Origin of the sequence: Metamycoplasma neophronis, assembly GCF_006491995.1 — a bacterium.
Taxonomy (GTDB): Bacteria; Bacillota_I; Bacilli_A; order Mycoplasmatales; family Metamycoplasmataceae; genus Metamycoplasma; species Metamycoplasma neophronis.
On sequence record NZ_VHHP01000053.1, the window covers coordinates 1 to 525 of the forward strand.

Genomic DNA, 525 nt, shown 5'->3' on the forward strand with positions numbered 1-525 from the left:
GACGCACTGGACCAATCGCCGGCGGCAAGCGCTGCGCGCACCTCATCGCGGGTGAACCACGCGGCTTCGGCGATTTCGCCGTCGCTGAACGAGAACTCCTCATCCGGGTCACCCAAGGCATGAAAGCCAACCATTAACGACCGCGGGAACGGCCACTGCTGGCTGCCCAGATAGCGCACATCGCGAACGGTCAGGCCGATTTCCTCGCGGATCTCCCGGGCGACGCAGACTTCGAACGACTCTCCGGCCTCGACAAAGCCAGCCAACAGCGAGAACATCCGTTCCGGCCACGCCGCCTGGCGAGCCAACACGGCACGATCAGCGCCGTCGTGAACCAGGCAGATCACCGCCGGGTCGATACGGGGGAACTCCTCATGACCGGTGATCGGGTTGACCCGTGACCAGCCGGCCCTGGCCGGTTTCGTCGGCGCGCCGTCTAGGGCGCTGAATCGTGCGTTGTCATGCCAGTTCAACAGCGCCGATGCCGACGACACCAGTTGGCTGCTGGTGTCGTCCATGATTCGG

At 65.0% G+C, this 525-nt stretch carries 1 protein-coding gene; it reads right to left on the bottom strand.

Translation table 4 applies throughout. From position 1 onward, the window contains the following. Nucleotides 1-525, bottom strand: a 525-nt coding sequence (gene nudC / locus FJR74_RS08480; protein ID WP_140915076.1) for an NAD(+) diphosphatase, incomplete at both ends; no start/stop codon positions are given.